The organism is Rhodoglobus sp. G.S.23 (assembly GCF_056675935.1).
Window position 1 is genome coordinate 1,119,751 of record NZ_CM155237.1, and the last position, 26,591, is coordinate 1,146,341.

The 26,591-nt window shown below is 58.7% G+C and carries 24 protein-coding genes; 22 read left to right on the forward strand and 2 right to left on the reverse strand.

Going from position 1 to position 26,591, the window contains the following annotated elements; all coding sequences use genetic code 11:
* Positions 1 to 161: 161 nt before the first annotated feature.
* Positions 162 to 1,367, forward strand: coding sequence for an ABC transporter substrate-binding protein (locus AC1ENN_RS05320; RefSeq protein ID WP_449648879.1), 1,206 nt, complete (start codon positions 162 to 164; stop codon positions 1,365 to 1,367).
* Positions 1,368 to 1,405: 38 nt separating this feature from the next.
* Here AC1ENN_RS05320 and AC1ENN_RS05325 read toward each other — a convergent pair whose 3' ends face one another.
* The gene (locus AC1ENN_RS05325; RefSeq protein ID WP_480406818.1) at positions 1,406 to 2,392 is read right to left on the reverse strand and encodes an asparaginase; all 987 of its coding nucleotides are present in this window, start codon (positions 2,390 to 2,392) and stop codon (positions 1,406 to 1,408) included.
* A gap of 136 nt (positions 2,393 to 2,528) precedes the next feature.
* On the opposite strand from AC1ENN_RS05325, the gene AC1ENN_RS05330 reads away from it, so the two are divergent.
* The 4 genes from AC1ENN_RS05330 (at position 2,529) to AC1ENN_RS05345 (ending at position 6,644) form a co-directional block, all read left to right on the forward strand.
* Complete coding sequence (locus AC1ENN_RS05330; protein WP_449648881.1) at positions 2,529 to 3,011, forward strand: OsmC family protein; 483 nt, start codon at positions 2,529 to 2,531, stop codon at positions 3,009 to 3,011.
* A gap of 105 nt (positions 3,012 to 3,116) precedes the next feature.
* Positions 3,117 to 4,100 (forward strand): FKBP-type peptidyl-prolyl cis-trans isomerase, encoded by a 984-nt coding sequence (locus AC1ENN_RS05335; protein WP_449648882.1) that lies wholly within the window; start codon positions 3,117 to 3,119, stop codon positions 4,098 to 4,100.
* A gap of 41 nt (positions 4,101 to 4,141) precedes the next feature.
* Complete coding sequence (gene dxr / locus AC1ENN_RS05340; RefSeq protein ID WP_449648883.1) at positions 4,142 to 5,227, forward strand: 1-deoxy-D-xylulose-5-phosphate reductoisomerase; 1,086 nt, start codon at positions 4,142 to 4,144, stop codon at positions 5,225 to 5,227.
* Between the two features lie 88 nt (positions 5,228 to 5,315).
* Positions 5,316 to 6,644, forward strand: coding sequence for a M50 family metallopeptidase (locus AC1ENN_RS05345; protein ID WP_480406819.1), 1,329 nt, complete (start codon positions 5,316 to 5,318; stop codon positions 6,642 to 6,644).
* Between the two features lie 115 nt (positions 6,645 to 6,759).
* On the opposite strand, the gene AC1ENN_RS05350 is transcribed toward AC1ENN_RS05345, so the two are convergent.
* Positions 6,760 to 7,956, reverse strand: coding sequence for an acetyl-CoA C-acetyltransferase (locus tag AC1ENN_RS05350; RefSeq protein WP_480406820.1), 1,197 nt, complete (start codon positions 7,954 to 7,956; stop codon positions 6,760 to 6,762).
* Between the two features lie 127 nt (positions 7,957 to 8,083).
* Here AC1ENN_RS05350 and AC1ENN_RS05355 point away from each other — a divergent pair, with 127 nt between their 5' ends.
* From AC1ENN_RS05355 to infB, 17 genes are all read left to right on the forward strand, one after another.
* Positions 8,084 to 9,274 (forward strand): substrate-binding domain-containing protein, encoded by a 1,191-nt coding sequence (locus AC1ENN_RS05355; protein ID WP_480392006.1) that lies wholly within the window; start codon positions 8,084 to 8,086, stop codon positions 9,272 to 9,274.
* Positions 9,275 to 9,292: 18 nt separating this feature from the next.
* Positions 9,293 to 10,048 (forward strand): ABC transporter ATP-binding protein, encoded by a 756-nt coding sequence (locus tag AC1ENN_RS05360; protein WP_449648887.1) that lies wholly within the window; start codon positions 9,293 to 9,295, stop codon positions 10,046 to 10,048.
* Positions 10,045 to 10,770: an ABC transporter ATP-binding protein gene (locus tag AC1ENN_RS05365; RefSeq protein ID WP_449648888.1), complete on the forward strand. Its 726-nt coding sequence runs from the start codon at positions 10,045 to 10,047 to the stop codon at positions 10,768 to 10,770. Before AC1ENN_RS05360 ends, AC1ENN_RS05365 begins: the two co-directional genes overlap by 4 nt.
* Complete coding sequence (locus AC1ENN_RS05370) at positions 10,767 to 11,642, forward strand: branched-chain amino acid ABC transporter permease (RefSeq protein WP_480406821.1); 876 nt, start codon at positions 10,767 to 10,769, stop codon at positions 11,640 to 11,642. Before AC1ENN_RS05365 ends, AC1ENN_RS05370 begins: the two co-directional genes overlap by 4 nt.
* Positions 11,639 to 12,718: a branched-chain amino acid ABC transporter permease gene (locus AC1ENN_RS05375; RefSeq protein WP_449648890.1), complete on the forward strand. Its 1,080-nt coding sequence runs from the start codon at positions 11,639 to 11,641 to the stop codon at positions 12,716 to 12,718. Before AC1ENN_RS05370 ends, AC1ENN_RS05375 begins: the two co-directional genes overlap by 4 nt.
* On the forward strand, positions 12,715 to 14,277 hold the full coding sequence (locus AC1ENN_RS05380; protein ID WP_449648891.1) for a class I adenylate-forming enzyme family protein: 1,563 nt from the start codon (positions 12,715 to 12,717) through the stop codon (positions 14,275 to 14,277). Before AC1ENN_RS05375 ends, AC1ENN_RS05380 begins: the two co-directional genes overlap by 4 nt.
* Complete coding sequence (locus tag AC1ENN_RS05385) at positions 14,274 to 14,930, forward strand: TetR/AcrR family transcriptional regulator (protein ID WP_480392008.1); 657 nt, start codon at positions 14,274 to 14,276, stop codon at positions 14,928 to 14,930. Before AC1ENN_RS05380 ends, AC1ENN_RS05385 begins: the two co-directional genes overlap by 4 nt.
* Positions 14,927 to 15,673, forward strand: a complete 747-nt coding sequence (locus AC1ENN_RS05390) for a 3-hydroxybutyrate dehydrogenase (RefSeq protein WP_449648893.1) — start codon at positions 14,927 to 14,929, stop codon at positions 15,671 to 15,673. The genes AC1ENN_RS05385 and AC1ENN_RS05390 overlap by 4 nt, the downstream gene beginning before the upstream one ends.
* Positions 15,670 to 16,578, forward strand: coding sequence for an alpha/beta fold hydrolase (locus tag AC1ENN_RS05395; RefSeq protein ID WP_480392009.1), 909 nt, complete (start codon positions 15,670 to 15,672; stop codon positions 16,576 to 16,578). The genes AC1ENN_RS05390 and AC1ENN_RS05395 overlap by 4 nt, the downstream gene beginning before the upstream one ends.
* On the forward strand, positions 16,575 to 17,351 hold the full coding sequence (locus AC1ENN_RS05400) for a CoA transferase subunit A (protein ID WP_449648895.1): 777 nt from the start codon (positions 16,575 to 16,577) through the stop codon (positions 17,349 to 17,351). The genes AC1ENN_RS05395 and AC1ENN_RS05400 overlap by 4 nt, the downstream gene beginning before the upstream one ends.
* Complete coding sequence (locus AC1ENN_RS05405; protein ID WP_449648896.1) at positions 17,351 to 17,995, forward strand: CoA transferase subunit B; 645 nt, start codon at positions 17,351 to 17,353, stop codon at positions 17,993 to 17,995. The genes AC1ENN_RS05400 and AC1ENN_RS05405 overlap by 1 nt, the downstream gene beginning before the upstream one ends.
* Positions 17,996 to 18,047: 52 nt before the next feature.
* On the forward strand, positions 18,048 to 19,106 hold the full coding sequence (locus tag AC1ENN_RS05410; RefSeq protein ID WP_449648897.1) for an alpha/beta fold hydrolase: 1,059 nt from the start codon (positions 18,048 to 18,050) through the stop codon (positions 19,104 to 19,106).
* Positions 19,107 to 19,146: 40 nt separating this feature from the next.
* Positions 19,147 to 20,295: a flavodoxin-dependent (E)-4-hydroxy-3-methylbut-2-enyl-diphosphate synthase gene (ispG, locus tag AC1ENN_RS05415; protein ID WP_449648898.1), complete on the forward strand. Its 1,149-nt coding sequence runs from the start codon at positions 19,147 to 19,149 to the stop codon at positions 20,293 to 20,295.
* An 18-nt stretch (positions 20,296 to 20,313) separates the two neighbouring features.
* Positions 20,314 to 22,095 carry a proline--tRNA ligase gene (locus AC1ENN_RS05420; RefSeq protein ID WP_449648899.1) on the forward strand — a complete coding sequence of 594 codons (1,782 nt, stop codon included), beginning with the start codon at positions 20,314 to 20,316 and terminating at the stop codon, positions 22,093 to 22,095.
* Between the two features lie 74 nt (positions 22,096 to 22,169).
* Positions 22,170 to 23,171, forward strand: a complete 1,002-nt coding sequence (nusA, locus tag AC1ENN_RS05425; RefSeq protein ID WP_480392011.1) for a transcription termination factor NusA — start codon at positions 22,170 to 22,172, stop codon at positions 23,169 to 23,171.
* 127 nt (positions 23,172 to 23,298) lie between these two features.
* The gene (locus AC1ENN_RS05430) at positions 23,299 to 23,589 is read left to right on the forward strand and encodes a YlxR family protein (protein WP_449648901.1); all 291 of its coding nucleotides are present in this window, start codon (positions 23,299 to 23,301) and stop codon (positions 23,587 to 23,589) included.
* A gap of 90 nt (positions 23,590 to 23,679) precedes the next feature.
* A complete protein-coding gene (gene infB, locus AC1ENN_RS05435; RefSeq protein ID WP_480392012.1) occupies positions 23,680 to 26,469 on the forward strand; it encodes a translation initiation factor IF-2 in 2,790 nt (929 codons plus the stop codon).
* The last annotated feature ends 122 nt before the right edge of the window (positions 26,470 to 26,591 follow it).

Sequence of the window (26,591 nt, forward strand, 5' to 3'; positions counted from 1 at the left end):
GATCTTCAGCGGTACCCGAATTGGGCACAATAATGGCGCGAATCTGAGCACAAAACATGGAATTATTGCCACGCGCCCATAAAGCCCCTCCTAACTGGGGCTACAACTACGCAAACTGCGCTCACTACCATCGGGGTAATTGGTGTGGCGAAGGAGAAAACGTGACGAGACCACTTCCGCAGGATCCAGCGATCCAACAGCTGATGCTGCAGGCGAAGCAATCTCAACTCAGCCGCAGGCGGCTATTGCAGGGAGCAGGGCTTGGCGCATCCGCGTTAGCTCTTGCCGCATGCGCCGCGCCAGACGGCTCAAGTGCTATTGATATTTCAGAGAGTGATAGCTCTCTCGTGTGGGCAAGCTGGCCCTCATACATTGATGAAGACCTCAGCGGACACTCCGCGACCCTCAAAGAATTCAAGAATCAGACCGGTGTCAGTGTTGAATACCGTTCTGTTGTCAAAGACAACGTTGGCTTCTACTTGACGATGAAAGACCAACTCGCGTTGGGAAAGCCAACAGGGGCTGACGTAATCGTTGTCAGCGACTGGATGGCTGCTCGACTGATCAGGTTCGGCTACGCACAGAAGATTGATTCGGCGAACATCCCCAACAAGGCGAACCTCAACAAGAAGCTTGCTCATCCCGACTTCGATCCCGACCGTGACTACTCACTGCCGTGGCAAAGCGGATTCATCGGCATTGCCTGGAACACCGAGGAATATCCCAAGGGCCTAGTTTCGGTTGAGCAACTGTGGGCAGATGAACTCAAAGGAAAAGTCGTTGTTCTCGCAGAAATGCGCCACACGATGGGGATGCTCTTGCTCGCCCAAGGTGTCGATATCTCGAAAGATATCTGGGGAATCGACGAATTCAAGAAGGCGAGTGATGTTCTCGAAAAGCACCTCGCGTCCAAACACATTCTTGGGGTCATGGGCAGTGACTACATCGACAAATTCAAGTCAGGCGAAGCAGTAGCCGGATTTGCTCGTGCCGGCGATATCGCTGTGCTCAATGCCCAAGCTGGGTACGAAAAGTACAAGTTCTTGCTTCCAGGATCGCGGGGCACGTTCTTCACGGACTCGCTCGTTATTCCTGCGGGTGCTCAGCACAAAGCCAACGTTGAAAAGCTGATGGACTTTTACTACGATCCCGCAAACGCGACCAAGGTCGTGCAGTGGATCAAGTGTGTGAGCCCTGTTGACGGCACCCTTGAGTACGCAATCGAGAACTACCCGGAGTTGGCCACAAACCAGTTCACGTTCCCCAACGCCACTGCAATGTCGCGCGCCAGTTCTTTCCGCACGCTCAGTACCACCGATGACCAAGCGTTCAATGCCGAGTTCCGTCGCATCACCGGTAAGGGCTGACCTGCCGTCATCCTCGCACCATCATTAGCGCGTAGTTCTTACGTGAGCTGAAAACGCAGTTCACCGACGGGCACGCCTCGACCCAGTACTTTTTCGGTAGTCGAGGCGAGAACCGCAGCGGCAGCATCCGCGTCGATGGCACCAACTTCAGCGAGCAAGGACAAACCGACAGGGAGCAGCGGCCGAATAGACCCGTCAAGGATTTTCAGCGTGACAGTGGTGCCATCGGGCGCCGCCGCGATAAGAACACCCTCGGCGCCGCGCTTGGCAATAATGCCGAGGGTGTCCATCGCTTCGGCAACCTGCGGCATGTCTAGCCCCCAGGCGTTGGCCCGAATCGCGCTGACGAGGGCGTGAGCGTGGGGATCGTTCTCCGCGGTTGCCGTGGTCACGCGTTGGATTGCCCGTGCCAAGGAAACAAGACTCATCGCGAAGACGGGGGCGCCGCATCCGTCGGTACCCTCATGTGCCAGCTCAGCTTCAGTGAACTCGACTATCGTTTCGCGGATTCGAGATTGCAGCGGATGATCGTGCTCAAGGTAGCTCTCAAGTGGCCAACCGTTGACGACACAGGCCGCAAGAAAGCTCGCGTGCTTTCCTGAACAATTCATGGCCAGCCGACGAGGAGCATCCGTTGCGCGTCGAGCAGCCGAGTTTGCTGGCCAGTCGGGCGGGCAACGCAAATCATCATCGCTGAGGCCGTAGGCGGCCAGGGTCGAGGCGACAACGTCTTGGTGGCGTTGGCTACCGATGTGACTTGCGCTGGCCAACACGAGTTGTTCGTCGCTGAGTGTGACTCCTGAGCGCAGGACAGTGATCGCTTGCATCGGTTTCAGAGTCGAGCGCGGATAGATGAGTGCTTCGGGGTTGCCGAGACGACGCAATTCGCTACCGTCAGGGGCGAGCACTACTGCCGCTCCGAGATGGCGAGATTCGATCATCCCCGACCGCTCGAGCACAGCAAGCTGCACGGTGTCTTCGACGGTGAGGGCGTTGGCTTGGCCTGAGGTAGCTTCATTCACCATCCCACGCTAGCCGTTTCGAAGCACTTCAAGCACTTCGCCGTGAGGTCTGAGCGAGATACGGTGGAGTCGCGCGTGGTGGTGGGACTTCGTACTGCGATCATGGGCTTTGGGCTAGATGCTGGCGAAGGAGTTTCTGATGAATATCGATCACAACTTTGAAGTGCGACTCGAATGGTCGGGCAATCTTGGTGAGGGAACGCGCGAATATCGTGGGTACTCTCGCCATAACGAAGTCACTGCCGTTGGCAAGCACAGCATCGAGGGCTCGAGCGCTCGTGTTTTTCACGGTGATGCCACACGGTGGAACCCGGAGGAGTTGCTCATTGCCGCGCTCAGCCAGTGCCACATGCTCAGCTATCTGCACGTAGCGGTCAGCCGCGGCATCGTTGTCACCGCCTACCACGACGAAGTTTCGGGCACGATGAAGCAGACGGACAACGGAGGCGGGCATTTCACCTCGGTGACGCTTCGGCCGGTGGTGACGATCTCTGCCGGAAGCGTTGAGGATGCGATGGATGCGCACACCGAAGCCAGTCAGAAGTGTTTCATCGCGTCATCCGTCAACTTCCCTGTGCTTCACCAGCCGCGGATCATCGTCGGGGATGAGAAAGCGGTCTGAGCCAACATCGCTTGGCGATCGTGCACTGGGCGGCGATTCCACACGCTACGCACAGCAATAGTGCGCGAGGATTGGTTCTTCTTGTTGTTGCTGTGAAAGGTTCCTGTGCGTAAAGCGATTCCGTTCTTCCTGACCCTCGGTGTTGTGGCCTCGCTTGCCGCATGCGCCCCCGGCGACTCGACAACGGCTGAACAATCAGGTGATTGCTCGCCCACAGCATCGGGATCTGCTTCGGAAGCCGTCAATACCGCTGGCGACTTCGGCGCGAAGCCAGAAGTCACAATTGACTTCCCCACAGACGTTTCTGAAACTCAGCGCACCGTTGCTATCGCCGGAGACGGTGACGAGGTTGCTGTTGAGGGCGCAACCGCTAACGTTCAGTTCTCTCTGTACAGCGGTGCTACTGGTGAAGAGCTGTCGTCGACGACTTATGACGAAGCCGGTCTCGCTCCATTCCCGGTTGATGCCGAGCAGTTCCTCGTCGGTATCGTCAAGACCATTCAGTGCTCTACCGCCGGTTCGCGCGTCGTGGGTGTAATTCCTCCTGACGAGTCATTTGCCGACGATGCCGCTCGCGAGCAGCTTGGTGTTGGCGCCGACGACGACATTGTCTTTGTGGTCGACATCGTTTCCGTTGACGCTCCAGCGCCGGCAGCTCTTCCCCGAGCTGATGGCGAAGATCAGCCCGCTGAGGATGGCTTCCCTACCGTTGAGCTCGACGACGATGGTCGCCCGACCATCACGATTCCTTCGACTGATCCTCCCACTGAGCTCGCCGTGGCCGTGCTTAAGCAAGGTGACGGCGACACTGTTGGCGAAAATTCCGATGTCACCGTTCACTACGTAGGAATGAACTGGACAACTGGCGAAATCTTTGATGAAAGTTGGGCGCGCGGCACCCCATCGACTTTCAATACCGGACAGGTTGTTCCCGGTTTCAAAGCTGCTCTTGAGGGACAAAAAGTCGGATCTCAGATCATCGCAGTCCTCCCGCCAAGCGAAGGCTACGGCGAAGCTGGCAACGAAGGCGCTGCGATCAGTGGAACTGACACCATCGTGTTCGTTGTCGATATTCTCGGCATTGGCTAGCATCCGCTCGTCAGTTTCGTCTGGCTCGCTAAGGTAGCGGAATGCGCAAGATAATTCTGCTCGGATCGACCGGATCAATTGGCACTCAGGCGCTTGACGTCATCGATGCCAATCGCGACCAATTCGAAGTAGTGGGGCTGGCCGCCGGGTCGAACCGCGCGCTCGCTGAGGAACAAGCTGCGCGTTTTGGCGTCGAGCACATTGCGTTCGGTGCTGAAGCGGCTGCTCAGTTGGCTCGGGATGTCGAGGCTGACGTTATCGTCAACGGAATCACGGGTTCTGTGGGCTTGGGTCCCACGCTCGCTGCGCTTGATTCTGGCGCAGTGTTGGCTTTGGCCAACAAGGAGAGTTTGATTGTCGGTGGCGATTTAGTGATGTCGCGAGCGAAGCCGGGCCAGATTGTTCCGGTGGACTCCGAGCATTCGGCCATCGCGCAAGCACTTCGTTCGGGGGAGCACTCGGAGGTGCAGCGTCTAGTTTTGACGGCATCCGGTGGTCCGTTCCGCGGTCGATCGCGAGAGTCGTTGCATGAGGTAACGCCGCGCGAGGCGTTGGCGCATCCGACGTGGGACATGGGCCTCGTAATCACCACGAACTCCTCGACACTGGTCAACAAGGGTCTCGAAGTGATTGAGGCACACTTGCTGTTTGACGTGCCATATGACCGCATTGCTGTCACCGTCCATCCTCAGTCCATTGTTCATTCGATGGTCGAGTTTGTGGATGGCTCGACGATTGCCCAGGCAAGCCCGCCCAATATGCGCTTGCCCATTTCGCTCGCATTGGATTGGCCGCACCGTGTTCCGGGTGTCGGCGTACCGCTGGACTGGACTACAGCAAGCACGTGGAGTTTTGAGCCGCTCGATAGCGAAGTTTTTCCTGCAGTCGAGATGGCGAAGGCTGTCGGTACGGCAGGCCTCACATTCCCGGCAGTTTTCAATGCGGCAAACGAGCAAGCGGTGCTGGCGTTCCACGCTGGTGCTATCGGTTACCTCGACATCTTGGATGTCGTCGAGCGGGTCGTTGAGAGCCACCAGCCGACCGAGTTGAGTCTTGACGCCCTGCACGAGGCCGAGGTCTGGGCTCGTCGTGAAGCAGATTCGGTTGTGTCAAAGACTCGCCACTGAGTCTCAAAAACCCCCAGTGCGGGGTAGTTCTGAGGTCTGCACAGCGCTGGCACAGGTGGACGTCGGCGCTCGTGGCTATTCTTAGCGGGTGGAAAACGTGCTCTTGTATATTCTCGGCATCCTTGTTGTCGTCGTCGGACTCGCCGTGTCTATCGGCCTGCACGAAATCGGCCACTTACTGCCGGCGAAGCTCTTTGGGGTGCGCGTAAGCCAGTACATGATTGGGTTTGGCCCGACTATTTTCTCCCGCAAACGGGGAGAGACGGAGTACGGCGTCAAGGCAATTCCTCTTGGCGGTTACATCGCCATGGCGGGAATGTATCCTCCGGGCAAAGCAAACAGTGGGGGGCGCACCGCCACGACAGGTATGTTTCAGGCTCTGATTCAGGATGCTCGTACTGCCAGCGCTGACACTCTCGTGGACGTTGATGAGTCGCGGGCCTTCTATCGCCTGCCCATTATCAAACGGATCATCATCATGCTGGGTGGCCCGGTGATGAACCTGCTTATTGCCATCGTCATGTTCGCGATTCTTTTCATGGGATTTGGTGTTGCCCAGACGAGCACCACAATCGGGAGTGTCTCGGAGTGTGTGCTCCCTGCGACTTCTGAACGTCAGTCGTGCGAAAGCGCTGATCCTGCGGCCCCTGGTTTTGCGGCTGGGATGCTCCCCGGCGACCGTTTGGTGTCGATGGACGGTGAGCCGGTCGAGACGTGGGCTGAAGCCACTGAGTACATCCGTGCGGCTGCTGGCGACGAGCTAACGGTCGTTGTCGAGCGCGATGGCGCCGAGGTCACTCTGGTGGCCGAGCCGCTGCTGACCGAACGCTATGTTTACGATGATCGAGGGGCAATTGTCGAAGATGCCGACGGCAACCCTCAGACCGAAGAGTACGGTTTCTTGGCGATTGGTTCGGCGGTTGAAACGGTGCGCCAGCCTGTTACCGCAGTGCTTCCCGCGGTCGGTGACAACGTTGTCGCTGTCGCCAACGTCATCCTGCACCTTCCGCAGCGCATGGTTGATATCGCGAATGCGGCTTTTGGGCCAGATGAGCGCGACCCCAACGGACCAATCAGTGTTGTTGGAGTCGGCCGGATCGCTGGCGAGATTGCCAGCCTCGATTCCTCTCCGGTTGCAGACCGAGTGGCCTCGCTCATTGGACTGATTGGTTCACTAAACGTCGCACTCTTCGTCTTCAACCTCGTGCCACTCATGCCGCTTGATGGTGGACACGTCGCCGGTGCGCTCTATGAAGGTGTTCGACGCTTCTTCGCGAAGCTCTTTGGCAAGCCCGATCCTGGACCGGTCGATACCGCCAAGATCATCCCGTTGACGCTAGTGGTTGTTGTCTTGCTCGGAGCAATGAGCGCGCTGCTCATCTATGCAGACATTGTGAAGCCCATTTCGATCTTTTAGTTTTTGGCGAATTGCGGTCTAGCCCCGTGAGGCCAGACCGCAATCAACCGTGCGAGTGCCGAACGCTGCAACGCCGACGGCGCAGTACCGACGGACTAGCGCAAACTAGTCAGTACTAGCGGGTTAGCAGCAGGGCGTCGCCCTGACCGCCGCCTCCGCACAGTGCGACTGCGGCGCGACCTGAGCCGCGGCGGGCAAGTTCGTGCGCTGCATGAACGACGAGGCGAGCACCGGACGCGCCAACGGGGTGTCCGATTGCTATAGCGCCACCGTGGATATTGACAATGTCATGACTGAGCCCGAGCTCGGCGGTCGAGCGCAGGCTCACTGCGGCGAAGGCCTCGTTGATCTCGGCAAAGTCGAGGTCGCCAGCGCTCCATCCTGCGTTGTCGAGGGCGGCGGCGATAGCGCGCGCTGGCTGCGAGTGCAGCGAGTTGTCTGGGCCGGCGACATGGCCGGAGCGGTCGAGCACGGCAAGCCAGGTGAGGCCGTTTTCTTCAGCCCAGGCGCGACTGGCTAGGATCACGGCGGATGCTCCGTCGCTTAGGGGCGACGAGTTTCCGGCGGTGATCGTGCCTTCGGGATCGAAAGCGGGACGCAGCCCGGCGAGAGTTTCGACGGTGGTGGTTGCTCGCACACCCTCATCCGTGTCCAGAATGAGGTCGTCACCCTTGCGCTGCGGGATAGTCACCGGTGCAATCTCGTCGACGAAGATGCCGGCTTCGATTGCGGCGGCCGCTCGCTGGTGCGAGGCAGCGGCGATTTCGTCCTGTTCGGTGCGGCCAATATTGAGGCGGCCGTTGTGACGTTCGGTGCTAGCGCCCATTGACTCGGCATCAAAAGCATCGGTGAGGGCATCGTGCGCGGCAGAGTCCAGCGCTGAAACTGTGCCGTAAGCCCAGCCCATGCGCGATCCGGGGAGCACGTGCGGTGCGTTAGTCATGGATTCTTGACCGCCGGCAGCGACGACATTTGCTTCGCCGAGACGGATGAGGCGTGCAGCATCCACGATTGCGGCAAGCCCGGAAAGACACACTTTGTTCACTGTGACGGTGGGGGTTTTCCAGGCGAGGCCTGCGGCGATGGCCGTTTGGCGCGCGGGGTTCTGCCCGGCGCCGGCCTGAATGACCTGGCCGAAGATCACTTGGTCAATGGAGTCAACGTCGACGCCGGAGCGTTCGACGGCGGCGCGAAGCGCTATGGCGCCGAGCTCGACGGCGGTGAGTGAGGCGAGTTGTCCGCGCAGTTTCCCTTGTGCAGTGCGTGTTGCGGAAAGGATTACTACATCGTTGGGTGCGGGGGTGTTGGCCACTGTGCAAACTCCTTTGTTGGTGCGCCGTTGTTGACAGCGAGGTTGAGCAACCATAGGCTACATGAAACCTGAACCGGGTCTCAGGTTCAGATCACAATCCTCCTAAGGCAGCAGGAAAGGTCCCATCATGCGGGTCAGTAAAAAGTACCTCGCTCCGGCGTTAATTGCGACGGTAGCTCTCACACTGGCGGGCTGTGCCCCCAGCGTAGATAACGGTTCGGGCGGCGACGAGCTCGCTCCGGTCGACATCTCCATCATCACTTCCCAAACCGGCCCCCTTGCGGCCTATGGTGAGGCCTACCTCGCCGGATTCGACGCCGGTCTCGACTACGCCACCGACGGCACAGGCACCGTCGACGGCCGTGAACTCAACATCGAAATCACGGATGACGCCGGCGATGCCGACAAGGCAGTCACCGCAGCGAAAGACGTGATCGGTCAAGGCAAGAAGATCATCATGGGCACGGTGTCATCCGGAATCGCGCTCGCGCTGGCCGAACAGGCTGAGCAAAACAAGGTTCTCTACATTTCGGGCCCCGCAGCCGCTGATGCCATCACCGGTGTCAATGGCTACACCTTCCGTTCAGGTCGCCAGAGCTACCAAGACGTCGCTACTGCAGGAACCTTTATCGGAGACCCTTCGGGTAAGTCGGTTCTCGTCTTCGGTCAGGACACCGCATTCGGTCAAGGCAACGTTGCCGCAGCAACTGCCGTCCTCGGCGGCCAAGGTGCCGATGTGACGAGCTTGCTCGTTCCTGAAGATGCAACCGAGTTCACCCCGTTCGCCCAGCAGATTGTTGATGCCCAGCCTGACCTCGTGTTCGTGGCGTGGGCTGGAGCTACCTCTGGTGCGATGTGGGAGGCACTCAGCCAGCAGGGCGTGTTCGATAGCGTTCCGGTTGCTACCGGGCTTGGCGACATCTCGACCTACGGCGCCTACGGTCCCGCTAGCGACAAGATCAGCTTCCTCAACCACTACTTCGGTGGAGCAACAGACAACGACGCCAACTCGGCCATGGTGAGCTACCTCGAGGCAGAGGGCAAGCAGGCTGACCTGTTCTCGCCTGATGGCTTCGTTGCCGCGCAGATGGTTGTTCAGGCTGTGCGTGAAGGCGGCGACGATGTCGACGCCATGATTGCGGCTCTTGAAGGTTGGACGTTCGACTCCGTCAAGGGATCGATCACCGTCCGCGCTGAAGACCACGCCATGATCCAGCCCATGTTCCAGGTAACTCTTGTCGCTGACGGCGACTCGTGGATGCCTGAGCTGGTAACCGCGGTTGACGCTGAAGCTGTCACGCCTCCCGTCGCTGAATAACCAACGAAGTTAGAAGCTATGTCGAACCAGCCCGTGCTCACGGTCGAGCATCTAGCTCTCACGATTGGCGGTGCCGTCATCATCGATGACGTGTCACTGTCGGTAGCGAAGGGCGAGATGCTCGGCGTGATCGGCCCTAACGGGGCCGGAAAAACCACGCTATTCAACCTCATCTCTGGAGTGATGACTCCCACGACGGGAACCGTCAGTCTTGAGGGGCGCGATGTCACGAATCAGACCATTGATGCGCGAGCCCGGGCTGGGCTCGGCAGAACCTTTCAGACCTCCAGTCTCTTTCCGGCGTTGAGTGCTGTGGAGAACGTGAGGCTGGCAGCTCAAGTCAAGCTGGGTGGTGCTACTTCGGTGCTTCGCTTTCCCAGGCCAACCGATGCCGCATCGACGATTGCTCGAGCGGGGCTCGACGAGGTCGGTTTGGGTCATCACAGTGAGACGCTGGCAGGAGTTCTCTCCCACGGTGACAAGCGCAAGCTTGAGATCGCCATGCTGCTCGCTACTGACCCGAGCGTGATCTTGCTCGACGAGCCGATGGCAGGGGTCGCCTCTGGAGATGTTGCTGGACTCAGCGACGTCATCCGCCAGGTTCATCAGTCTGGACGCACAGTGTTGATGGTTGAACACCACATGGATGTCGTGCTCGGCCTGGTTGACCGTGTTGCGGTTATGCACCATGGTCAGTTGCTCGCGTGTGACACCCCGGATGCCGTGATGGCAGACGAAGCGGTGCAGAAAGCTTATTTGGGGGCACCACTATGACCGAGTCGACCGGCACGACGCCGACGATCACAGATTCGATTTTGACGGTTGCTGATCTCAGCGCAAGCATCGAGGGTCAGCAGGTTGTTGAAGCGGTGAGTTTCGAGATGCTCCCCGTTGGTGTGACGGCACTCTTGGGGCGCAATGGTGTTGGCAAGACGAGCACTTTGCGCGCGATCATGGGGCTAATCGAACGTTCTGGGGAAGTGACGTTGGCGGGGGAGCGGGTCGACCGCGAACCTACCCATCGAATTGTGCAGCGCGGTGTTGGCTATGTTCCGGAGGATCGCGAAGTGTTTGCGTCTCTCACGGTTGCCGAAAACTTGCGCCTCGCTGAGCGTGACTCTTCACCAAATCGTGAACTGATCGCCGAGCTTTTTCCTGATCTCACTCAGCGGGCTGGCCAACTTGCGGGAACCCTGTCTGGTGGTCAGCAACAAATGGTCTCGCTTGCTCGTGCACTCGTTAACGACAACCGCGTGCTGTTGGTTGATGAACCGACTAAGGGGCTAGCGCCGTTGATTGTCATGGATGTCGCTCGGGCTCTGGAACGGGCAGCGCAGTCTGTTCCCGTTCTGCTCGTTGAACAAAATCTTCAGGTTGTGCGGATGCTCGCAGAGAAAGCCATCGTGCTTGAAGGTGGCCGCGTTGTTTACGACGGCAGCGCCGAAGAACTCTTGGGCGATGAAGCCCTGACAAAAGAATTGCTGGGAGTCGCATGAGCACCATAATTCTCCTGCTGATTACCGGCCTGGGGCTTGGTGCACTGTATTTCTTGGTTGCATCCGGTCTCTCGCTGATCTACGGCCTCATGGGAGTGCTGAATTTCGCGCACGGTTCATTTCTCACTCTCGGCGCTTTTGCCGGTTGGGAACTGGCGCGGCGTCTGGGCGGAGAGAGCTGGGGCACGCTAATTGCTTCGTTGCTGCTCGGCATGGTCGTTGGCGCTACCGTCGCTGCGGCAACTGAGTTTTTGCTGATCCGGCGGTTGTACAACCGGCACATTGAGCAAGTGCTTGTCACCGTGGGATTGGCTCTGGCGACGGTTGCACTTTTTGAGGGAATTTGGGGTACTGAACCCATCTACGTCACTGCACCACCATGGTTGTCGCAAACGACAGAGATATTGGGGGCGCGCGTTCCGAATGATCGCTTCTTGCTCATCGGGGCTGCGGTGCTCGTACTGCTCGGCATTGTTGCATTCTTGAGGTACACGCGGTTTGGGCTTGTCATTCGGGCTGGTGTCGAAAATCGTTCGATGGTGACCGCGTTGGGGATCGACGTGCGTAAAGCTTTCACCGTTGTCTTTGCGATTGGAGGGGCAGCAGCTGGTCTCGGTGGGGTGCTCGCCTCGCACTACTTCGGTTACGTTTCACCGCAGCTGGGCGGATCACTGCTGATCTTTGCTTTCATCGTCACCGTGATTGGTGGTTTGGGTTCGCTCGCTGGCGCGGCGATTGCGTCGGTGGCTGTCGCCATCCTGCAGCAGTTTGCTAACTATTTCTTGGGCGGAACTGGCGACCTCATGGTTGTTCTGTTGCTCGCTGTCGTGCTGTTGGTTCGCCCAACCGGAATTTTGGGGAAGAAGGCATGAAGTCGCTAACGAACCTCAGCCAGCGCACGTGGTGGATGCTCGGGGGAGCGTTTGTGGTGTTCGCCGCCCTGCTGCCGCTGCTGAACATCTCTATCCCCGGCGTACTGCCAGGGGCCACCTACACGCCGGGTACGCTTCAGTTGCTCGCCCTCGCGCTACTCTTTGCTTCGCTTGCTCTGAGCTACCATTTGCTGTTTGGCACGGCGGGCATGCTGTCCTTTGGCCATGCGCTCTACTTTGCCCTCGGTGCTTACGGACTTGGCATTGTGTTGCAGCAAACTGAGCTCACCCTGATCCCGGCGCTCGGCCTCACTCTGGCGATTGTCATCGCGGCCGCCTATTTACTCGGCTCGCTGAGCTTACGAGTTACTGGAATCTCCTTCGCGATGGTCACTTTGGCTTTTGCGCAGGCAGGAAACGTACTCGTGCGACGTAATCCTTCCGTCACTGGCGGCGAGGAGGGGCTGCGGCTCGACACCGAGCACATCCCCGACTTTTTCGTTGGTGTGATCAATACACGAAACCTTTACTGGCTTGCGCTCGCGCTGCTGGTCATCGTTTTTGTCGTCGTGGCGTGGTTCGAAAATTCTCGAGCCGGTCACGCGGTGACGGCAACGCGCGAAAACGAGTTGAGAGTGCGAGTGCTCGGATTACGCCCGTTCGGCGTCAAACTCATGGCGTTCGTCATCGCGTCGGTTTTGGCATCGCTCGTGGGAATGGTGCACTTGCTGCTTCAGAGCGGAACGACTCCTCGAGCAACATCCGCAGACTTCACGCTCACGATTCTGGTGATTGTGGTGCTCGGAGGTGTCGGTTCGCGATGGGGTGCCATCGTCGGCGGAATCATCTACACCTTGCTCGATCAGAGACTGACGGCGCTCGCAGGTTCCGACGCAATTGCCGGACTTCCCGCAGTTTTGCGTATTCCTCTGTCAGAACCGCTCTTTATCTTGGGCACGCTGTTTATCCTTGTGGTGTTGTTCCTTCCCGGAGGAATTGCCGGTGCAGTGCGGCGCCTAGGAACAGGCACTCGTTCGACGCCGGCTGCTCGCAAGCAGCTTGAGGAGGCGGAATGAGTCAGCCTGATGGGCTACACACGCTAGGGCGGTGGACGGCCGATCGCGCCATCGCTACGCCAGAGCGCGTAGCTGTTGATGACCGTGGTGTGGTGCTGACTTACCGGCAGTTGGATGATCGGGCCACAGCCCTCGCCGCCGCTTTCCTCGATGGCGGCTACGGTGTTGGCGATCGAATTGCGACGATTACCGGCAACAGCTCAGACCACGTTGTGGTGTTCTTTGCGTGTGCAAAGGCAGGGCTCGTACTTGTGCCACTGTCGTGGCGCCTCTCTCCGCGAGAGATCGCTCAGCAACTGGAGCAAGCAGATCCCGCACTGTTGCTCGTCGAAGACGAATTTTCGACCCTGGCTTCACTCGCCACAGATCGCCTTCGGGCCCCCATTGCCCGTAGCATTTTGGGCACCCACGGTATCGAACGAGACATTGTTGCCCCGTTGCGCCAGGATGCGGCACTGCCGGTGCGACGACCCGTCCGAGACGAGGACGCTCTCCTCATCGTGTTTACCTCGGGCACCCTCGAGCAAGCTAAGGGCGCCATCCTCAGTCATTCCAATTGCTTTTGGACGAACCTGTCACTCTCTCGTACTGCCGAGATCACGAGCGCTGACACGGTGCTCGCGGTAATGCCTCAGTATCACGTTGGCGGGTGGAACATTCAGCCACTCTTGGCGTGGTGGATGGGGGCAACAGTGGTTCTTGAGCGCACTTTTGACCCCGCACGCGTGCTTCAACTTATTGCTGATCGGCGCATTACGACGATGATGGGCGTGCCAGCGAACTACCTAATTTTGTCGCAGCATCCACGATTCGCGTCGAGTGATTTGTCGAGTCTGGCGCACGCCATTGTTGGTGGTGCTCCTATGCCCGAACCGTTGCTGAGGGTGTGGCACGGTCGGGGTGTAGCGCTTACGCAGGGCTATGGCCTCACCGAAGCTGCCCCCAATGTGCTGTGCCTTCCCGATGAGGAAGCGCGCGTTCGCATCGGATCAGCGGGCAAACCGTATCCGCATGTTGACGTCGATATCGCCGACCCCGTCACGGGAGAACGAATCACTGGCGCCGGGCAGGGAGAGCTGCTGGTTCATGGCCCGGGTGTCTTCACTGGCTACTTTCGCGCCCCAGAAGCGACGGCACTCGCTCTTCGCGAAGGGTGGCTGGCCACGGGAGACCTGGTGGATCGGGATGCGGAAGGTTACTACCGCGTTCTCGATCGAATCAAGGACATTTTTATCACCGGGGGAGAGTCGGTAGCTCCTGCAGAAATTGAGGGTGTGCTGTTCGGGCATCCAGCTATTGCTGACGTCGCCGTTGTCGGAGTGCCAGACGAGCAGTGGGGCGAAGTTGCCGTCGCCTGGGTCGTCGTTCGCTCTGGTGAATCGACCGATGAAACTGACGTTCTCGATTTTGCCCTCGCTTCTCTCGCCAAGTTCAAAGTGCCGAAACGAGTGCTATTCGTGGAGTCGATTCCCCGGTCATCCAGCGACAAAGTTCGACGTCGTGTACTTCTTAGCCAATGGACAGAACAGTCGGCACAATCAGGACGGATCAGTTCATGAGCACACCACTTACCGCTCGCGGCACCCGCACCAAGACGAAACTGATCGAGGCTGCCGAGACAATCTTTGCCCGTTATGGCTACACGGATGCTTCTGTCGTGCGCATCACAGAAGAGGCCGGCGTAGGTCAGGGCACGTTCTATTTGTACTTTTCGAGCAAGCTCGAGATTTTCGAAGAGCTCGTGGAGGATCTGAATCGGCGTGTTCGTCGGGCGATGAGTGAAGCATCGGGCGCAGCATCCAATCGCATTGAATCAGAGCGCGCCGGCTTTCGGGCGTTCTTCGAATTCACGGCGGAACACCCCGCGCTGTACCGCGTGGTGCGCGAGGCTGAATTTGTTTCGCCCAAGTCGCTGCGATTGCACTATTCGCGCATCGTCGATGGCTATATCGAAGGTCTCAAAGAAGCACAGTTGCTCGGGGAAATCGGTGACGTTGATCCGACCGTTGCAGCCTGGGCGCTGATGGGCATCGGCGAAATGATTGGGATGCGGTGGGTCTTGTGGGGAGACTCCCCGTCGGCGGGCCATGACGCCGATCCGACCGCAAGTGGAACATCGCGGGTTCCCGATGAAGTTCTCGATCAAATGATCACGTTTATCCGCCGAGGTCTGGCAGTGCCAGAGCCGCGCAGTGAAGGAGTCGAGAAATGACTGATCTGACGGGCCGAAGGGCCCTCGTTACGGGTGGCGCAAGTGGAATTGGTGCCTCCTGTACTGTCGCGCTGGCCAAGGCCGGAGCTCACGTGATTGTTGCCGATCTCAACGGTGATGCTGCCACCGCTCAGGCGACGCTCGTGGGTGGGGAGGCCTGGCAGGTCGACCTCACCGACACCGCGGCTCTTGCGGACCTCTCACTGGACATCGACATTCTCGTAAACAATGCCGGTATCCAACACGTGAGCCCGATCGAGAGTTTCGAGCCGGCGATGTTTAGCCGCATTCTCGATCTCATGATTGAGGCACCGTTCTTGCTTGTGCGGGCCGCACTGCCGCGCATGTATGAGCGCGAATTCGGTCGCATCATCAACATCAGCTCGGTTCATGGTTTGCGGGCATCGCCATACAAGTCAGCGTATGTTGCCGCCAAGCATGCCCTTGAAGGCTTTTCGAAGGTCACGGCGCTGGAGGGCGGCGAGCACGGGGTGACAAGCAACTGCGTCAACCCCGGTTACGTTCGCACTCCGCTCGTCGAGAAGCAGATCGCTGATCAGGCAAAGGTTCACGGCATTCCCGAATCTGAGGTTGTCGAAAAGGTCATGCTCACTGAGAGTGCCATTAAGCGTTTGCTTGAGCCGTCCGAAGTTGCCGACCTCGTGCTGTGGCTTGCTGGTGACACCGCCGGAATGGTGACGGGCGCCTCGTACACAATGGATGGCGGCTGGAGCGCACGATGACTCAGCACTATCGAACTATCACGTGTCTCGTCGATGGCGGCGAACTCACGGCAGCCATCTGGGAGCCAGCCGAGCCACCGAAGGGCACCATCCTGGCGATCCACGGCATCACGGCATCCCATATGTCATGGCCTCTGATTGCCGCAGCTTTTCCTGAGTATCGCGTTATCGCTCCCGACCTGCGGGGGCGCGGTGCGAGCCGTGGCCTTCCTGCTCCGTTCGGGATGCCGCAGCACGCCGCTGACATGAACGCGCTGTTGGCTGCGACAGAGACGCAATCGGCGCTCGTTGTTGCTCATTCGATGGGTGGTTTTGTCGCTGCAAGCCTTTCGGCGCTCTACCCGGAGCGCGTGACCGGGTTGGTTCTCATTGATGGTGGTCTGCCGATTCCGGCTCCGGAGGGCACGACGATGGAGGAACTTCCTCAAGTGATTTTGGGGCCGGCGGCGGAGCGACTGTCGATGACGTTCCCGGATCGTGCCAGCTATCAAGATTTTTGGGCTCAGCATCCGGCATTTGAGGGTAATTTCACTCAAGCGGTGCGTGACTATGTTGACTACGACTTGGTTGGTACTGAGCCAGCGTTGCATCCGGCAAGCAATATTGAGGCGGTCACTTATGATGCGTTGCAGTTGAGCGGCGATGCGGAATATTTGGGTGCGCTTCGGGCAATTAGGGTGCCGGTTCATTTCATCCGTGCACCTCGAGGGCTTCTCAATCAGGTGCCCGCGTTGTATTCTCCGGAACAGTGTGAGCAGTGGCACAGAGAGCTTCCTCAGGTGATTTTTCATGAGGCGCACGATGTCAACCACTACACAATTACTTTGACGCAGCGCGGCGCAGATTGTGTTGCGGACGTCATGGGTGAACTATTGGCGAGTCAACCGCGGGAGGTTCGAGCGTGAGTATCGATAAGACAGTGGGGTCGGCGGCGGAGGCAGTCGCGGATATTCCGAGTGGGGCATCTCTTGCCGTTGGCGGCTTCGGTCTCTGTGGCAACCCAATGGTGTTGATTGAGGCGTTATTGGAGTTGGGCTCTGATGACCTCAGCATTGTGAGCAACAACTGTGGTGTGGATGACTGGGGGCTTGGCGTGCTACTGGCGGCCCGTCGCATCCGGAAAATGACGTCGTCGTATGTTGGTGAGAACAAGGAGTTTGAGCGCCAGTTTTTGACGGGTGAGCTTGAAGTTGAGCTGACTCCACAGGGCACGCTCGCCGAGAAGCTACGCTCCGGTGGTTCCGGAGTGGCGGCGTTCTTCACCCAGACGGGCGTGGGTACTCAGGTCGCTGAGGGTGGTCTTCCGCGGCGCTATGACGGTGCCGGTGGCATTGCGATCGCCTCGCCTCCGAAGGAGGTTCGCTCATTCGATGTGGACGGAACGTCAAAAGAGTTCGTTCTCGAAGAATCGATCACGACTGACTTTTCACTCGTACATGCCCTTAAAGGGGACCGTCACGGCAACCTTGTGTTCGCCAAGTCGGCCCGCAACTTCTCGCCGCTCGCGGCAATGGCTGGCCGCATCTGTATCGCTCAGGTTGAAGAGCTAGTTGAACCTGGTGAAATCGAACCGGATGCCGTGCACTTGCCCGGTGTGTATGTCACGCGGGTCATTGAGGTTGGTTCCGATGTCGAGAAGCGTATTGAACGTCGCACAGTGCAGAAGGTGGTTGCGTAATGGCTTTGACTCGTGAAGAAATGGCCGCGCGGGCGGCGCTCGAACTTGCTGACGGTTCCTATGTGAATCTGGGCATCGGCCTTCCGACGCTCGTGCCGAACTATGTTCCCGAGGGGCGCACTGTTGTGTTGCAGTCGGAGAACGGCATCCTCGGTGTTGGACCGTACCCGACGGAGGAAAACGTCGACCCTGACCTGATCAACGCAGGAAAGGAAACCGTCACCACGCTTCCCGGCACAGCCTTCTTTGACTCTGCTATGAGCTTTGGCATGATCCGCGGTGGCAAGATCGATGCCGCCATTTTGGGTGCAATGCAAGTATCTGTTGCCGGAGATCTGGCCAATTGGATGATTCCCGGAAAGATGGTGAAGGGCCCAGGCGGCGCGATGGATCTTGTGCACGGTGCTGCACGAGTGATCGTGCTCATGGAACACGTCGCGAAAGACGGAACTCCCAAGATCGTGAATGAGTGCTCGCTACCGCTCACCGGCCGAGGTGTTGTTCACCGCATCATCACGGATCTTGCCGTGATCGATATCACTCCAACGGGTCTCGTGCTGCGCGAGCTCGCTCCCGGAGTCGACGAAGCCACCGTGCGGGCCGCTACCGAGCCTGAACTCACGGTCGACCTCATCGCTCACTAGGTTTCTGTGGACACCCGCATTTCCAGCAGTTTCACCGACTAAAGGACACCCCATGGCTACTCTTCTCGACGGCATCATTCAGCACAGCATTACGACCCCGCGCCTTGTCGCGTCAGTGCTGGAAAGGCCAGCAGATCCGGCGAGCTCGACCGTCGTTTTTGTTCACGGCAACGTGTCATCGTCACTGTTCTGGCAACCAACAATGCTCGGACTCGACCCGAATGTTCGTGCGCTCGCCATCGATCTTCGCGGTTTTGGAGACAGCGAGACATTGCCAGTGGATGCCACCCGTGGCGTTCGCGATTTCTCTGACGACATCGCAGCAGTGCTGGATTCTCTCGGTGTAGAGCGCGCAAACTTTGTCGGGTGGAGCATGGGTGGCGGCGTCGTCATGCAGTTCATGATCGACCACGCTGAGCGTGTGGCAACAGCAACGTTTGTCTCCCCAGTGTCGCCCTATGGCTTTGGCGGAACCAAGGGCCCCACCGGCGAGATTCTCGCCCCGGAGTGCCCTGGCACCGGTGGCGGGGGAGCGAACCCCGACTTTATCGCCCAGCTCCAGGCGGGTAATACGGGTGTCGACTCTCCGGCATCCGCTCGCATGGTTTTCCGCACGGCATACGTTGCGAACCCCGAAGTGCACGCTGAGCATGAAGATCTGTGGGTTGAGTCGATGCTCACGACGGCGACAGGCGAAGACAATTACCCTGGCGACTCTGTCGTTATTGAGGCGTGGCCCGGATTCGGTCCCGGCGGTCGCGGAGTGCTCAATACGATGACGCCAGACCACTTCAATGTCAGTGGAATCACCGAATTGGCGAGCAAACCGCCCATTCTGTGGGTTCGCGGTCTCGGTGACGCGATTGTTTCGGATGCTTCGGGATTTGATCTCAACTTCTTGGGCCAACTCGGTGTCATTCCTGGTTGGCCGGGGGCGGACATCGCTCCGCCGCAGCCAATGATCGAACAAACTCGCGCTGTTTTCGATCGCTACGTCGCCAATGGCGGCGAATACACCGAGTTGGCGTGGGAAAACTGCGGCCATTCGGCTCACCTTGAACACCCCAAGGAGTTCGTTGAAGCCCTCGGCGCGCACCTCGCCGCGAACTAGCGTTCCGGTGTTGTTCAGGAGTCGGCTCTAGACTGGAATCGTGCCAGCAATCAATCTTGGAATGCCGAAAGTTCCCGAAGTCCTCGCTCCTCGTCGCAAGACCCGGCAGATTAAGGTCGGTTCTGTAGGAATCGGCAGCGAGTCGCAAGTCAGCGTGCAGTCTATGACGACGACGCAGACCACGAACATCGACGGAACTCTTCAGCAGATCGCCGAACTTACCGCCTCCGGTTGCGACATTGTTCGCGTCGCTGTTCCTCATCAGGATGATGCAGATGTCTTGCACATCATCGCGAAGAAGAGCCAAATTCCGGTTATCGCCGACATCCACTTTCAACCGCGCTATGTCTTTTCAGCGATCGATGCCGGAGTGGGCGCTGTTCGTGTCAATCCCGGAAATATCCGCAAGTTCGACGACAAAGTTGGCGAGATCGCCAAGGCAGCGAAAGATGCTGGCGTAAGCCTGCGGATCGGTGTGAATGCCGGTTCGCTTGAGCCGAGCATTCTGCAGAAGTACGGCAAGGCAACCGCAGAGGCGCTCGTTGAGAGTGCCGTCTGGGAGGCTGGGCTCTTCGAAGAGCACGACTTCCACGACTTCAAGATTTCGGTCAAGCACAACGACCCCATCGTCATGGTTAAGGCTTACCGCCTGCTCGCTGAGCGCGGTGACTGGCCGCTGCACTTGGGCGTCACCGAAGCTGGCCCCGAATTTCAAGGAACGATCAAGAGCGCTACCGCGTTCGGCATCTTGCTTTCCGAAGGCATTGGCGACACCATTCGGGTGTCCCTCTCGGCACCACCAGCTCAAGAGGTAAAGGTTGGACTGCAAATCCTGCAGTCGCTCAACCTTCGCGAGCGCAAGCTTGAAATCGTCTCGTGCCCCAGCTGCGGTCGCGCTCAGGTCGACGTCTATAAGTTGGCAAACGATGTCACCGAGGGCCTCGAGGGCATGACGGTTCCGTTGCGCGTTGCTGTCATGGGTTGTGTCGTGAATGGACCGGGTGAGGCTCGCGAAGCTGACCTCGGTGTTGCCAGCGGTAATGGCAAGGGCCAGATCTTTGTGAAGGGTGAAGTCATCAAGACTGTGCCCGAATCAGAGATCGTTGCGACTCTCATCGAAGAGGCCAATCGCATCGCAGCAGAAATGCCTGCCGGTGAGATCGGTACCCCGCAAGTACTGACACCGTAGCGCCACTAACATTGAGACGTGTCTACACGTCTTTCTCAACTCTTTGTCCGCACGCTCCGCGAAGACCCCGTCGATGCTGAGGTAGCCAGTCACCGCCTTTTGGTGCGTGCCGGTTACATCCGTCGTCAGGCTCCTGGTGTCTTTGCGTGGTTGCCACTTGGTCTCAAGGTTCGCCGCAATATCGAGGCGATCATCCGCGATGAGCTTGAATCGTTTGGCGCGCAAGAGGTGCACTTTCCGGCGTTGCTGCCGCGCGAGCCCTATGAGTTGACTGGTCGTTGGGCTGAGTATGGTGACGGTATTTTTCGTCTTCAGGACCGCCGCGGGGCTGACTATCTTTTGGCGCCAACGCACGAAGAGGTCTTCACGCTGCTCGTGAAAGACCTGTACTCGAGCTACAAGGATCTTCCGCTGGCGCTGTACCAAATCCAGGACAAGTACCGTGACGAAGCACGCCCTCGCGCGGGCCTATTGCGTGGTCGCGAGTTCTCGATGAAAGACAGCTACTCTTTCGATTACACGGATGCCGGCCTCGACGTTTCGTATCAGCAGCACCGTGACGCCTACGAGCGAATCTTCGCTCGCTTGGGCCTTGAGTACGTCGTGGTTGCTGCGGATGCTGGAGCCATGGGTGGCTCGAAGAGCGAAGAGTTCTTGCATCCAACCCCTATCGGCGAAGACACGTTTGTTCGCTCTGCTGGAGGCTATGCCGCGAACGTTGAGGCGTACCGCACAACAGTCCCAGAGTCGCTTCCCATTGATGGGCTTCCTAAACCGCTCATTTTTGATTCGCCAAACACACCAACGATCGACACGCTTGTCGCTCTAGCGAACGAGCAGCAGCCTCGCGCTGACCGCCAGTGGACTGCGGGAGACACGCTCAAGAACGTTGTCTTGGCGCTCAGCTCGCTCGATGGATCCCGCGAGCTTGTTGTTGTTGGGCTGCCAGGCGACCGCGATGTTGATCTCAAGCGCGCTGAGGTTGCCTTCGCGCCTGCTGAGGTCGAAGCGGCAACTCCAGAAGATTTCGCCACCCTTGCCAAGCTCGAGGGCAACCCCGGCTTTGTCAAGGGTTACATCGGCCCGTGGTCACCCGAGGGTGCCGTTATCGGTGAGAAGTCAGCAACCGGTGTCCGTTTCATGCTCGATCCCCGTGTCGTTGATGGAACTCAGTGGATCACCGGGGCAAACATCCACGAGAAGCACGTTCTCGGTCTTGTCGCCGGTCGTGATTTCATTGCCGACGGCACTGTAGAGATTTCCGATGTCCGCGCCGGTGACCCGGCTCCTGACGGCAGCGGACCCATCGAAACCGCTCGCGGAATGGAGATTGGGCACGTCTTCCAGCTCGGCCGCAAATATGCCGAGGTTCTCGGACTCAAGGTGCTCGATGAGAACGGCAAGCTTGTGACCGTCACGATGGGCTCTTACGGCATCGGGGTTACTCGCCTCATGGCCGCCATCGCTGAGACCACCAACGACGGTAAGGGCTTGCTCTGGCCGAAAAACATCAGCCCTTTCGACGTTCATATCGTGGCGGCAGGAAAAGACCCGCTCATTTTCGAGACCGCTGAGAACTTGGTGTCTTCGCTCGAAAGCGCCGGACTCGACGTGCTCTTCGACGACCGCCTCAAAGTTTCGCCCGGCGTAAAGTTTGGCGACGCTGAGCTGCTCGGTGTGCCCAAGATCGTCATTGTCGGTCGTGATGCTGCCAACGGAATGGTCGAAGTCTGGGATCGTACGACAAACGAGCGCACCAGCACGAGCATCGACGAGGTTGGTGCGGCGCTGCTCGCCTAAGGCGGCTAAACTAGCCTATTCGGAGCCAGTGAGGCTCCGGTTTATCACCCCTAAATGAATATCGGAGGCCCTCAATGGATATCGACTTGAGCGTGCTGCGCATGATGGAGCGCGAGCGAGAGATACCGTTCGAAGAGCTAGTGCAGATCATTGAGCAGGCAATCATGAGTGCCTATCTCAAGCACGTTGAGGCTCCCGAAGGTAAGGTCGCAGAACTTGCGCCGACTGCTCGCGTCGTACTCGACCGCAAGACTGGCCACGTCAGTGTGTGGGTTCCTGAATACGACGACGAAGGCGCAATCATCGGTGAGGCTGAAGACAGCCCGAGCGATTTTGGTCGTATTGCCGCGTTCGCAGCGAAGCAGGTAATTAACCAACGGCTTCGCGACATCGGTGACGACAAAGTTCTCGGCGAATTCAAAGGTCGTGAAGGCGACATTGTTGCTGGCGTCATTCAACAGGGTCCTAACCCTCGAATGATCCACATTGATCTGGGAACCGTCGAGGCGATTATGCCTCCAGAAGAGCAGGTTCCGAGCGAAGAGTACAAGCACGGTTCACGACTTCGTGTCTATGTCACCGCAGTGAACAAGGGCGATAAGGGGCCCCAGATTACGGTCAGCCGCACGCATCCTTCGCTCGTACGCAAGCTTTTTGCCCTTGAAGTCCCCGAGATTGCAAGCGGACTTGTCGAGATCACGTCGGTGGCCCGCGAAGCCGGTCACCGCACCAAGATGGCCGTGCGGGCGACCGAAACGGGAATCAACGCCAAGGGATCATGCATCGGCGAGCTTGGACAGCGTGTTCGCGCGGTCACAGCAGAACTCAACAACGAAAAGATCGACATTGTCGACTACTCGGAGAATCTTGCTGTTTTCGTCGCAAACGCGCTTTCGCCCGCCAAGGTGTCCAGCTCGTTTGTCATCGACGAAGCAACCAAAGCTGTTCGTGCCCTCGTTCCCGATTACCAGCTTTCACTGGCAATCGGTAAAGAAGGACAAAATGCGCGCCTGGCAGCAAAACTGACCGGCGCCCGCATCGACATCCAGCCAGACTCGATTCTCGACGACGAGTAGTCATACGACTGCGGCAGGCTCTGCTCCCCGTGAGTTAGGGCTGACCGCGGTTGTGTGTCGCTCCCCAGCGCTGCTGACGTGCCGATACTGGGCGCGGGGGAGTGCGGGATTGGAGAGTAGGGGTATCATGGATGCAGTAAGAACGTGTATTGGCTGTCGCGCAAGCGGCAGCAGATCCTCGTTACTGAGGGTTATCGCATCTCACGGTGCGGTTGTGGCCGACCATTCGGCCACACGTCCGGGTCGCGGTGCGTGGCTCCACCCCACATCCACGTGTTTAGAGTCTGCAGTCAAACGCAGGGCTTTTGAGCGTGCATTGAAGGTGAAGTTGCCACTAGATACCGGAACACTTCTTTCAGTGTTAGCTGAATATGAGACGGGACATCAACCGATGTCCCCTAACGAACAGGCTGATTGACCTATGGACAACTAATGAGCGGCTCGAAATGAGTTCCGTCCGTAATTAGCGGTCTGCCCCTGTCTGGGAGCAGACCCAGACAGGAGAAATGTGGCTTCCAAACCACGCGTACACGAAGTTGCCGCCGAAGCAGGCGTCGATAGCAAGGCTGCACTAGCGAAGCTCAAAGAAATGGGCGAATTCGTTAAAGGCCCTTCGTCAAGCATTGAACCACCCGTCGCACGACGGCTAAAAGCTGCTCTAGAAGCAGACGCTGCGAAAGCACCGGCAGAGCCAGAGAAGCCCAAGGCTGCTCCCAAGGCCGCGCCGAAAGCTGCGCCAAAACCCAAGACCCCGGTGCCTAGTGCTCCGACCCCGGCAGAGGTTGTTGTAGAAGCCCCGGCTCCTACGCCAGCGCCCGAGCCGACTCACGAATCAGAAGAGGGCGCGGCCCCCGCACCGTTGACTGTCGCCGAGCGTCAAGCTCAGGCACTCGCTGCCGAAAAGGCTTTGGCTGCAGAGAAAGCATCCGCTGAGTCTGGAGCGAAGCCAGAGGGCAACGCCGCTGCGACTCCGAGCCCATCCTCTGTTCCTCGTCCGGGTACACCTCGTCCGGGAAACAACCCCTTTGCCTCTAACCAGGGAATGGGGCGTCCCGCTGCAAGCGGCGGCAACAGCTCAATTCCTCGCCCAGGCGCACCTCGCCCCGGACTTCCTCGTCCGGGTGCACCTCGCCCAGGCACTGCTCGCCCCGGCTCAGTTCGTCCAGGCGCTCCGCGCCCAGGCGGCCCTGGCCAGAGCGCACGCCCCGGTGGCTTCGGTCAGCGTCCAGGTGGCCCAGGTGCCGGTGGCGGTCAGCGTCCCGGTGGCGCTGGTGCTGGAGCCGGTGCTCGTCCAGGCGGCGCACCCAATAACTTTGGACCCAACCGTCCGCCAGGCGGCGGTCGTGGTCGCGGTCCAGGTGGCGGCACTGCTGGTGCTTTCGGTCGCGGTGGCGGCAAGAGCAAGGCACGCAAGTCGAAGCGGGCGAAGCGGGCAGAGTTCGAACTGAGAGAAGCTCCTTCGCTTGGTGGCGTTAGCGTCCCCCGCGGAAACGGCAAGGAAGTAATTCGCCTTCGCCGTGGCGCATCGATCACCGACTTTGCCGACAAGATCGACACAAGCCCCGGAAACCTCGTTACCGTACTGTTCCACTTGGGACAGATGGCAACGGCAACGGAGTCTCTCGACGAGGCAACGTTCGACATCTTGGGCGAAGAGCTCGGCTTCAAGATCGAAATGGTCTCGCCAGAAGAAGAAGATCGCGAACTGCTGCTCGGCTTCGACATGGACCTCGATCAAGAACTTGAAGACGAGTCGGAAGACGAACTCGTAATTCGCCCTCCCGTTGTCACCGTTATGGGTCACGTCGACCACGGTAAGACCAAGTTGCTTGACGCTATCCGTAACGCCAACGTTGTCGCTGGCGAAGCCGGAGGCATCACGCAGCACATTGGTGCCTACCAGGTTGTCAAAGAGCACGACGGCCTCGAGCGTCCGATTACCTTCATTGACACCCCGGGTCACGAGGCGTTCACCGCCATGCGTGCTCGTGGTGCTCAGGTCACCGACGTTGCGATCCTCGTGGTTGCTGCAGATGACGGAATCATGCCCCAGACGGTTGAAGCCCTCAACCACGCTCAGGCAGCAAATGTTCCGATCGTTGTCGCAATCAACAAGATCGACAAAGAGGGTGCAAACCCGGCCAAGGTACGCCAGCAGCTCACCGAATTCGGCCTCGTGGCCGAAGAGTACGGCGGAGACACGATGTTCATGGACGTCTCGGCGCTCAACAAGATCGGTATCACCGAGCTTCTTGACGCTGTGCTCCTGACAGCGGATGCTGGGCTCGACCTGCGCGCAAACCCCAACAAGGATGCTCGTGGTGTTGCGATTGAAGCCAAGCTCGACAAGGGTCGCGGTGCTGTTGCTACCGTGCTCATCCAGTCGGGAACGCTTTCGGTCGGAGACCCCATCGTTGCCGGAACCGCTTACGGTCGCGTTCGTGCAATGTTCGACGAGAACGGCGACTCTGTCCTCAAGGCTGAGCCGTCGCGTCCGGTTGCTGTGCTCGGTTTGACCTCAGTACCCAAGGCCGGCGACGTGTTCTTGGTTACCGACGATGACCGCATGGCTCGTCAGATCGCCGAAAAGCGTGAAGCAGCAGAGCGCAACGCAATGCTCGCTCGTAGCCGCAAGCGCATCAGCCTCGAGGACTTCACGAAGGCCCTCGAAGATGGCAAGGTCGAATCGCTCAACCTCATCATCAAGGGTGACGTATCGGGTGCTGTTGAAGCCCTCGAAGAGTCGCTCCTCAAGATTGATGTTGATGACTCGGTTCAGCTGCGCATCATCCACCGCGGTGTTGGTGCTGTTACCGAGAGCGACATCAACCTCGCTACCGTCGACAACGCAATCATCATTGGATTCAACGTTCGCCCCGACCCGAAGGCACGGGAACGTGCCGCTCGCGAAGGTGTCGACGTTCGTTTCTACTCGGTCATCTACGCAGCACTCGAAGACGTCGAGAACTCGCTCAAGGGCATGCTCAAGCCAGAATTCGAAGAAGTTCAGTCTGGTGTTGCCGAGATCCGCGAGATCTTCCGTTCCTCCAAGGTCGGAAACATCGCCGGTGTCATCGTGCGCTCGGGAACGATCACGCGAAACGCCAAAGCACGAGTTATCCGCGAAGGTGTCGTCGTTGGCGACAACCTCGCAATCGACTCGCTGCGTCGCTTCAAGGATGACGTCACTGAAGTTCGCACCGACTATGAAGCCGGTATCGGACTTGGCAAGTTCAACGACATCCAAATCGGTGACGAGATCGAGACAATTGAAATGAAGGAAAAGCCGCGAGTCTAACTCGTTGGCTTATGACGGCAACCTGAGCAGGAAGCGGAGCTACGCAGGCTCCGCGAGCTTCCTGCTCAGGTTGCCGTCAACGCCTCAGTTAATCTTGAGGCAGCAAAAGTTATAGAAGGAGT

Excerpts from the sequence above, each read along its gene's own strand:
- AC1ENN_RS05325 (WP_480406818.1), bottom strand. The coding sequence starts at position 2,392 with ATGGTGAATGAAGCTACCTCAGGCCAAGCCAACGCCCTCACCGTCGAA.
- AC1ENN_RS05330 (WP_449648881.1), top strand. The coding sequence starts at position 2,529 with ATGAATATCGATCACAACTTTGAAGTGCGACTCGAATGGTCGGGCAAT.
- dxr (WP_449648883.1), top strand. The coding sequence starts at position 4,142 with ATGCGCAAGATAATTCTGCTCGGATCGACCGGATCAATTGGCACTCAG.
- AC1ENN_RS05355 (WP_480392006.1), top strand. The coding sequence starts at position 8,084 with ATGCGGGTCAGTAAAAAGTACCTCGCTCCGGCGTTAATTGCGACGGTA.
- AC1ENN_RS05360 (WP_449648887.1), top strand. The coding sequence starts at position 9,293 with ATGTCGAACCAGCCCGTGCTCACGGTCGAGCATCTAGCTCTCACGATT.
- AC1ENN_RS05365 (WP_449648888.1), top strand. The coding sequence starts at position 10,045 with ATGACCGAGTCGACCGGCACGACGCCGACGATCACAGATTCGATTTTG.
- AC1ENN_RS05370 (WP_480406821.1), top strand. The coding sequence starts at position 10,767 with ATGAGCACCATAATTCTCCTGCTGATTACCGGCCTGGGGCTTGGTGCA.
- AC1ENN_RS05375 (WP_449648890.1), top strand. The coding sequence starts at position 11,639 with ATGAAGTCGCTAACGAACCTCAGCCAGCGCACGTGGTGGATGCTCGGG.
- AC1ENN_RS05380 (WP_449648891.1), top strand. The coding sequence starts at position 12,715 with ATGAGTCAGCCTGATGGGCTACACACGCTAGGGCGGTGGACGGCCGAT.
- AC1ENN_RS05385 (WP_480392008.1), top strand. The coding sequence starts at position 14,274 with ATGAGCACACCACTTACCGCTCGCGGCACCCGCACCAAGACGAAACTG.
- AC1ENN_RS05390 (WP_449648893.1), top strand. The coding sequence starts at position 14,927 with ATGACTGATCTGACGGGCCGAAGGGCCCTCGTTACGGGTGGCGCAAGT.
- AC1ENN_RS05395 (WP_480392009.1), top strand. The coding sequence starts at position 15,670 with ATGACTCAGCACTATCGAACTATCACGTGTCTCGTCGATGGCGGCGAA.
- AC1ENN_RS05405 (WP_449648896.1), top strand. The coding sequence starts at position 17,351 with ATGGCTTTGACTCGTGAAGAAATGGCCGCGCGGGCGGCGCTCGAACTT.
- AC1ENN_RS05410 (WP_449648897.1), top strand. The coding sequence starts at position 18,048 with ATGGCTACTCTTCTCGACGGCATCATTCAGCACAGCATTACGACCCCG.
- nusA (WP_480392011.1), top strand. The coding sequence starts at position 22,170 with ATGGATATCGACTTGAGCGTGCTGCGCATGATGGAGCGCGAGCGAGAG.
- AC1ENN_RS05430 (WP_449648901.1), top strand. The coding sequence starts at position 23,299 with ATGGATGCAGTAAGAACGTGTATTGGCTGTCGCGCAAGCGGCAGCAGA.